We start from the raw sequence: 7,533 nt of genomic DNA, 5'->3' as shown, positions 1-7,533 counted from the left end.
AAAAACATAAATTTTCTTAAATTACAATAAGTTGTATTTGATTTATAAGGTTTTGACTATTTATATATCATGCTGAATTAAACTTAAAAATAGAGCGTTTTTTTATTGGTGCGAAACTCGTGATATAGTAAGGGCAGCATAATGAAATACAGCATAGAAATACCCAAAGCGAAAATCGATGAAAACGGTTTTGCTAAAAACAGAGGCTGGATAAAAACCTATCTGTCGAGGAATGAACCGCCGTATGAATATTTTGGCGCGACAATGGAATTAGTCTATAAAGGGGTGAGTGTCGGTCAATATTCCTATATTGATGCGCCAGAGATACCCGATAATGACGAAATTGCAATTGTTCGCAGTGATGACGGTAAACAGTGGCTATACGTGCCAGACCACCGCGGCAAGACGGTATTTAATACCGACAATCGTGCTTCTTATACCATTGACTACATAGGTGAAATAAAAATCGGCTTCACTTTATTAGCGCCCTCAACACAATTCGATAAATGGGATGGCAAAAAATGGGTAACCGATAATCAGGCGATGAAAGCAGACCAAATCAACACCGCAAATCAAACAAAATTACAGTTAATCGACGAAGCGGAATCAAAAATTACCCTACTTGACCGTAAAGTACGATTAGGAATGGCGACCAATAGCGAGAAAACCGCGCTACGGGCTTGGGAAATGTACAGCGTGAAACTGAATGATATTGACACGGCTACCGCGCCCGATGTTGATTGGCCTAAGAAGCCAGAATAGACAATACAGCCCCATCACAGGGGCATCCTATTAGCAACGTTGGAGAAAATGTGTTAATTCCGCTTTATGCCAGTTTGAAAGGGCACCATTTAGCATTAGCTGATTATCCTGTGTAGCCTGAGATAACAAAGTTTCAATTTCAGCGATAACTTTGTCGGCATTTTCACGTTTGCGGATAATTCGTTTAATGGCTGTTTTTTCTGCATCTGCTATTTTATCCTGAACTTCTTCCGTTACGTGCCAGATACGTTCACATTCAGATGCGATAGAAGGGACTAGCCGTACTTCCATAGGATAAGGTGAGGGAATACCTGTGACTTCTCTCAATGCATACCAGATAGCATTATTCCATGCATTTCTAAAACGAAAGTTTTGAGTCATTAATGCAATGATACGGGCGAGATTTTGAGTATCTTTGCTGCTGAACTTTTCGTGAGCTTCGGGTTGGTATTTTGGATGCTCGTACTTGCCTGTTTTACGGATTGAAGGAAGAACTTCATTTGTTACCCATTTGCGAAAACGATGAGGGAGTGTTCCTTGTTTGACTGCATCACGGCAACGGAGTACTAATGTATACATGCCTGATTCTGATATTATGTTAATCTCTCTTGCCATCTTGTCTATTTTTTGCGCCTCGGTTAAACCTAGGTACAATCTTTCATCATCATCAAGCTTATAAAGAGCATCGCTGACATTAGAAATTTTTAGAGCCAAACAAACATCAGAAGCAATAAACCAAGGATTGCCATTAATAGTGACAGTACGAATTTGATGATTTTCAAATGAAAATGGAGTAACAATTAACGCGGTCATGATGACCTCCAATGGTTAACTTAATCTACCACCACCTTAAGATGCGAATCTAATGGGTGGTGAACTGGATGGAGTTCGCATTACCGGAGTTAACCAACCGGTGAGCCTTATGGCTCCTCCAATCCAGCACACCATTGAATTGTGGCTAGATTACGACATTAAAAAACACGCTCGCGGCGTGCATTTGTCGCGGTTAACTTCAATCGGAATGCGAATGCCGACATCTGATTTATCAGATGCAAGTAAACTATAGCGCATGATTTCTTCTTTCGTCAATGGGTATTTAAACAAGTTCGTTTGTTGCTGTTTTCATATCGGCAACAAGGAGCTATCAGATTTTTTCAGTGTGTTCTCGTGGGTGACACCCCAAAATAAATAAGAATATTTAATGTATTTAGAGAAGGTTTTCATAAGTATGACGATTAGCAAACACTTTATAAAAAGGTAATTTGATTGCGCAAAATTCGCTGAAAAAGTTGTGCTTTTTTATCATTTTTTAGTGAGGGTTTTTCCCCCATTTTTCCCTAGTTTTTCCCCTTACAAATTTCAGGCACAAAAAAACCAATCATAACTGATTGGTTTTCTTAGTAAATCTTGGTCGGCATGAGAGGATTTGAACCTCCGACCCCCGACACCCCATGACGGTGCGCTACCAGGCTGCGCTACATGCCAATATAGGCTCGCTATACTACCTTTTTTTTGGTTAAAATCAATAGCAAGTACTACGACCGCTTGATTTTTAAGCATTAATTAGTATTAAAACGGGTAGATTCGGCAAAAGCTCTTAGCAGTTGAGTTAAATCAGGTTTTTCATCTGTTATTTTATTGCCTTTATCATCAAAAATATAAACCTCTCCATTTTGATTAAGGTAAAGCGTTTTATTAGTAAAGTTAATAATCAGTACTTGTTCATCACCTGATAGAACCCAGGATTGGTTACGTTTAGAGGTAAAAAGATCTTCTCCTTGAGAATAGTCTTCTGGTGAATTATCAACATAAAGTAAACGCTGCATTAAGGTGGTCATAATATCTTGATGACTGGTTAGCTTATTAATTTGCTGTGGCGGGGTATTAGGCCAATATACCCATAAAGGCACCTTCATTTGTTTAAGATTAAATTTACCGTTAGTGAACCATTTTGTTGTTTCATGAGTTTCTGGGTTGCTACTATGGTTTGCCGTAATGACGACAACGGTATTGTTTAACATATTTTTTTGTTTTAGCGCATCAATTATGCGTTTAATCTCATGATCTAATTGTAACTTATTGTCACTTTGCGATTTATGATTATCAAAACCATTAAGATTAAGAAAAGAAAACCACCGAGTCTGGTTTTCTATGCTATCTAACCATTTTACCCATTCATTGGTAGTTTGATAATCATTACCGGCAGTATTTTCGGGTAACGAATAATCTGCCAGAATTGCATGACGAAATAATGGTGAGCTAAAACCATTCGATGAAAACAGACCAAATTGATAGTTTTGATATTTTAATGCTTCAATTAGGGCGGAAGGTTTTCTGCTATTAAGTATACTATCTAAATAACTAGGTGATAAACCGTAGAATAGGCTAAATAGCGCCTGTTGGTTTTGGATACCTGTACTGAGATGTTGATTAAATTGCGTACTGATTGATTTAACAGTATTCAATGCTGGCATACCTTCAGTGTTATCTTGATAGTTAAGATTATTAACGACCAGTAGTAATAAATTATACTTTGGTGCTTGTTTTTGATAGCTAAGGGGTTTGAGTGGATATTCAATAGACAGTGCTGAAGGGTTGCCTTCTTGTTGTATCTTGCGTTGATATTCCACTTGATCGAGATAACCATAGCGTTCAAGAAATTTTCTCGCTGTCATTGGGTGAGATAGGGGATAGTTAGCTCGTTGTATAGTTATTGGGCGATAAAAATTTGCATCAGCCCAAATATACATTAAATGGGAAGCAACAAATGCTGTGATGAAAATACCTGCCAAGGGTTTAGTGAATCGTTGACGGTTTAGGCTGCGTAATTTTTGCCAACTCCAGGTAGTAAATAACATCTCAATTAAAAAAATGATAGGCACACAAATAAACATCAACTGCCATTCTCTCGCCATTTCGCCGTTTTTAGGATTTATTAATAACTCCCATAGTAGTGGTGTTAAATGGAGGTTATAGCGTGAAAAAAACGCAATATCAAAAATGAGAAAAGTCAGTATGGTGGTGGTAAGGATGGTGTATAGAAATCTTAGCAGTCGCTGTGAACCAATAATGAAAGTAATAGGAAAGATGATTAAAAGATAACAGGCAAAAATAACAAAGCTAAAATGCCCAAGCCAGCTAACAATAGCATAAATACGGCCGAATAACGTACCCGGCCAATCAAAAACAAACAGATATCGGCTACTTAATACTAAACTGAGTACTATATTGAATAACGTAAACCAGTGTCCCCAGCTTGTCATTTGGGAGACTTTTTCACGATAGTTTCGAGAGTTGGTCACCATGTAATATTTTATCTGCTAAATTAGTGAATTTTTTCTTCATTAACAGAAGCAAGTAACGCCTGAGCGAAAGATTCTGCAATAGTTTTACGCTGAGTCAGTGTAACAGTTGTATTAATTAAGTTTGTCACCATGTTACCTAATACTATCAATGATAGATCAGTTGGAGCTTTATATTTTTCTAATACCTTGACTAATTCTAGGAGTAGATGTTCAATTTGCTCATCACTATAACGGGATGATTGTGGCATAATAAAAATCCTGAATGAATAAAGCTTTATATTTTAGCGTATTATTGTGTTTTTTGCTGTAGCTGTTTTGTCTAATTTAACTGGATAATTTCATTTAGTAACATTTTAAATTGACCGGTTTCCATAAGTTACAAATCTTATTATATGCCCATAATACAAAAATGTTATATCAATAGATATCAATTTAGCCGCCGGAAAAAGTTATCGATGTCTGAATACCATTGATCTTTATGCCATAAAGAAAATAAGGAGTAAATGATGAGTCTGGATATTTGCCAGATTGCTTTACATCAGTTGATCAAACGTGATGAACAAACACTAGAGGTTGTGCTGCGTGATTCTTTATTAGGCACGGATAATATAGTGCAAGAAATGATGGCAGAATTGCATCGAATTTATGGCGCTAAAAGTAAAGCCTTTGCCACTTTTAATCAAGCGAGCGAATTAGCTGAAGCATTAGTGGCTTTGAGAAAAGGAGATGAAAACTTTTTGGGATTTAGCCGTGCGGCTACTATTCGTTTGCGGGATGAATTGGCAAAATATCCGTTTGCAGAAGGTGGGGTGGTACTGTTTTGTCAATATCGTTATTTGGCGGTAGATTACTTATTGATAGCTGTATTAAATAGCTGTAATAGTATGTTTGTTAATGATAATCTGGAATTGAATACTACTCATTATCTTGATATTCCGCATGTTGATATTGTTGCTCGCATAGACTTGACAGAATGGGAAAGAAATCCCGCATCTGAACGTTATTTAACTTTTTTAAAGGGCCGCGTCGGGCGTAAAGTATCTGATTTTTTTATGGATTTCCTGTCAGCTAGCGAAGGTATGAATGCTAAAATACAGAATAAAGGATTACTGCAAGCCGTGAATGATTATTGTGATTCGTCTGAGTTAAACCAGTCCGCCACACAAGAATATCGTCAGCAAGTTTATCGCTACTGTAATGAGCAACAACAGGCCGGAGAAGAAATTGAATTAAAGTGTTTATCAAAAGAGTTGCCTGCTTTAGGAGAGCAGAATTTTGCTGAATTTACGCAACAAAATGGTTATCAATTGGCAGAAAGTTTTCCACCAGATCGTACGACTCTCAAACAATTAACCAAATACTCAGGTAGTGGTGGTGGCTTGACCATTAACTTTGATGCTTTGTTACTTGATGAGCGTGTTTTTTGGGATCCGGCAACGGATACGTTAACAATTAAAGGTACACCACCAAATTTACGTGAGCAATTAGAGCGTGGCAAGAAAAGTCCTTGATGATGGTAAAAACAAATAACGCCGCAAAAGCGGCGTTATTGATAATTGGCTTGGTAAAAAAGCGCAATTTTGCGTAATTAAACCCGCAAGAAATCGATATGGGTTAGTTTAGGCTTAAACGGATGACGTTGAACCGCTTGTACTTTAACTTTGGTTTTTTTCCCATCAACCACCAGTGTTAATACTTCATAAAACTCTGGCTTGCTTTCTTGGTTGATAATTTCATCATGGCTGAGTTCAATAGAAACGGGTTCCTGATCACCACCATAGACGATAGCCGGTAATTTGTTGTCTTTACGCAGGCGGCGGCTCGCACCCTCACCCTGCTCTTTGCGGATTTCTGCATTAATCGTTAGCATGATTTGTTCTCATAATATAAAAAGACTCTGCAACAGGCGACCCAGTGGCAGATCCGATAATAAAAACTTGTTAGTGATTGCTAATCAAGCGGGCGGCATTTTAGCGAAAAAAATGCTCTACAGCAATGAAAAAGATGTCCTAATTTTAGGGCATTGATATTCATTTCAGTAAAAACAGCGATATAGTAAATACAAATGGAAATCATGTTGTTAATAGAGGTCGTCAGCCAGACGATACTTTCCTTGGTAGTCAAAAATTTTCTCTCTTATTTGCCAAAACTGGCTTTTTTTACGTGCGATAACAAAGTTAGGATGACGTAATGATTCCTTTTGACGCAGAACATCGGCTGCAGTTTGCCATTGGAAGGGAAGGCCTGGAGCTCGCTGGTGGAGCAATAGAAAACGTTGTTCAAATACTTTGCGCTGAGCTGGGGTTGTTAATCGAAACAGTTCTGAGACGCTGCTACCATCTTCATCATAGTAAGTGGCTTTTAACCATTCTCCTTTCTTATCATATCCGGTAGTCAGTTGCATGCCACCGCAACGAAGGATCAGGGAATTTTTCAATTTTAACGCCGCTTTTAACATATCATCTGGATCAACTAAAATTGCCTGACATTGATAACAACGTCGTGCTGCAATGTCATTTTCAGCATTGCAGCTGGGACATTGTTTAAAACGAAAGCGAAATTCACACTGTTTTTTTGTCCATTATGCTTTTCTTCCCAGCCTTGGCATCGACGGCCGTAATGTTCAATGATTTGACCGCCTGGATCGCTTTTCCCCCAAAATAGGTTAGCAAAATGACAAAGTGGGCAAAAAACCTGAACTGGTACGTTTTGTGGATCACTTTTAGGGCTGCCAACTTCTGGCATATAAAGATCATGGGGATTTCCTGCATAATCAAGAATAATACACTGGCTTTTGTTAGGAAATAATCTTAATCCGCGACCAATTATTTGTTGATAGAGACTAACTGATTCAGTGGGACGCAAAATAGCAATCAGATCGACATGAGGAGCGTCAAAACCTGTAGTTAAGACAGAAACATTGACTAAATAGCGAATTTTTTGCGCTTTAAAGGCATCAATAGTTTTTTCACGGACGATTGCCGTCGTTTCTGCGCATATTAATGCAGCATCATCATTAGGTAATAATGTCAAAATTTCTTTGGCATGTTCAACGGTAGCGGCGAAGATCATACAGCCCTGGCAGGAATGTGCATATTCAATAATTTGCTGAATAATCAGGGGAGTGACTCTATTCTGACGTTTAATTGTCTGATCCAAATCAGCGTGATTAAAAATACCTGTTTGGCTTATCTGCAATTGACTAAAATCATACACGAGTTTCGCAGTCTCTAAAAAAGAAGTATAAATTTAAAAACAAGAAAAAATCAGGATGTTCATATTTTGTCCGGTTATCCATGCATTAAAGATATCTATAAAATATTCTTGCAAGTAAGCAGTAAGCCTGTTGCTCAATAGTGAAATAAAACTGCTTTCAATAAAAACAAGTTAGATACATCTAAAAAACACAAAAATAGGTTATTTTTTAATCTTATATAGGTTATTTTTAATTCAAAAATTGATTATT

The 7,533-nt window shown here is 37.6% G+C and carries 7 protein-coding genes, 1 tRNA gene and 1 pseudogene; 3 read left to right on the top strand and 6 right to left on the bottom strand.

Translation table 11 applies throughout. The features are described 5' to 3' along the window. Positions 1–141 precede the first annotated feature (141 nt). Complete coding sequence (locus CBG25_RS11005; RefSeq protein ID WP_290606631.1) at positions 142–762, top strand: tail fiber assembly protein; 621 nt, start codon at positions 142–144, stop codon at positions 760–762. Positions 763–792: 30 nt separating this feature from the next. Here CBG25_RS11005 and CBG25_RS11000 read toward each other — a convergent pair whose 3' ends face one another. After that, complete coding sequence (locus CBG25_RS11000) at positions 793–1,575, bottom strand: BRO family protein (RefSeq protein ID WP_290606629.1); 783 nt, start codon at positions 1,573–1,575, stop codon at positions 793–795. Between the two features lie 52 nt (positions 1,576–1,627). On the opposite strand from CBG25_RS11000, the gene CBG25_RS10995 reads away from it, so the two are divergent. Beyond that, a complete protein-coding gene (locus CBG25_RS10995) occupies positions 1,628–1,828 on the top strand; it encodes a hypothetical protein (protein ID WP_290606627.1) in 201 nt (66 codons plus the stop codon). 342 nt (positions 1,829–2,170) lie between these two features. Here CBG25_RS10995 and CBG25_RS10990 read toward each other — a convergent pair. The 3 genes from CBG25_RS10990 to CBG25_RS10980 form a co-directional block, all read right to left on the bottom strand. Next, positions 2,171–2,247, bottom strand: a tRNA-Pro gene (locus CBG25_RS10990). Between the two features lie 74 nt (positions 2,248–2,321). Further along, positions 2,322–4,067: an LPS biosynthesis-modulating metalloenzyme YejM gene (gene yejM / locus CBG25_RS10985; RefSeq protein WP_290606625.1), complete on the bottom strand. Its 1,746-nt coding sequence runs from the start codon at positions 4,065–4,067 to the stop codon at positions 2,322–2,324. 20 nt (positions 4,068–4,087) lie between these two features. Further along, the gene (locus CBG25_RS10980) at positions 4,088–4,315 is read right to left on the bottom strand and encodes a DUF1414 domain-containing protein (RefSeq protein WP_032114647.1); all 228 of its coding nucleotides are present in this window, start codon (positions 4,313–4,315) and stop codon (positions 4,088–4,090) included. Between the two features lie 258 nt (positions 4,316–4,573). Between CBG25_RS10980 and yejK the strand changes: the two genes are divergently transcribed. Continuing rightward, entirely contained in the window at positions 4,574–5,578 is a 1,005-nt protein-coding gene (yejK, locus tag CBG25_RS10975) for a nucleoid-associated protein YejK (RefSeq protein ID WP_290606622.1), read from the top strand. Positions 5,579–5,655: 77 nt separating this feature from the next. Here yejK and rplY read toward each other — a convergent pair whose 3' ends face one another. Continuing rightward, on the bottom strand, positions 5,656–5,937 hold the full coding sequence (gene rplY / locus CBG25_RS10970; RefSeq protein ID WP_290606621.1) for a 50S ribosomal protein L25: 282 nt from the start codon (positions 5,935–5,937) through the stop codon (positions 5,656–5,658). Positions 5,938–6,147: 210 nt separating this feature from the next. Continuing rightward, positions 6,148–7,286 (bottom strand): annotated as a pseudogene (locus CBG25_RS10965) (helicase-related protein); the annotation flags it as partial. Positions 7,287–7,533: the final 247 nt, after the last annotated feature.

It is taken from the genome of Arsenophonus sp. ENCA (assembly GCF_002287155.1).
Classification (GTDB): Bacteria; Pseudomonadota; Gammaproteobacteria; order Enterobacterales; family Enterobacteriaceae; genus Arsenophonus; species Arsenophonus nilaparvatae.
This window is presented reverse-complemented; position numbering and strand designations above follow the sequence as displayed.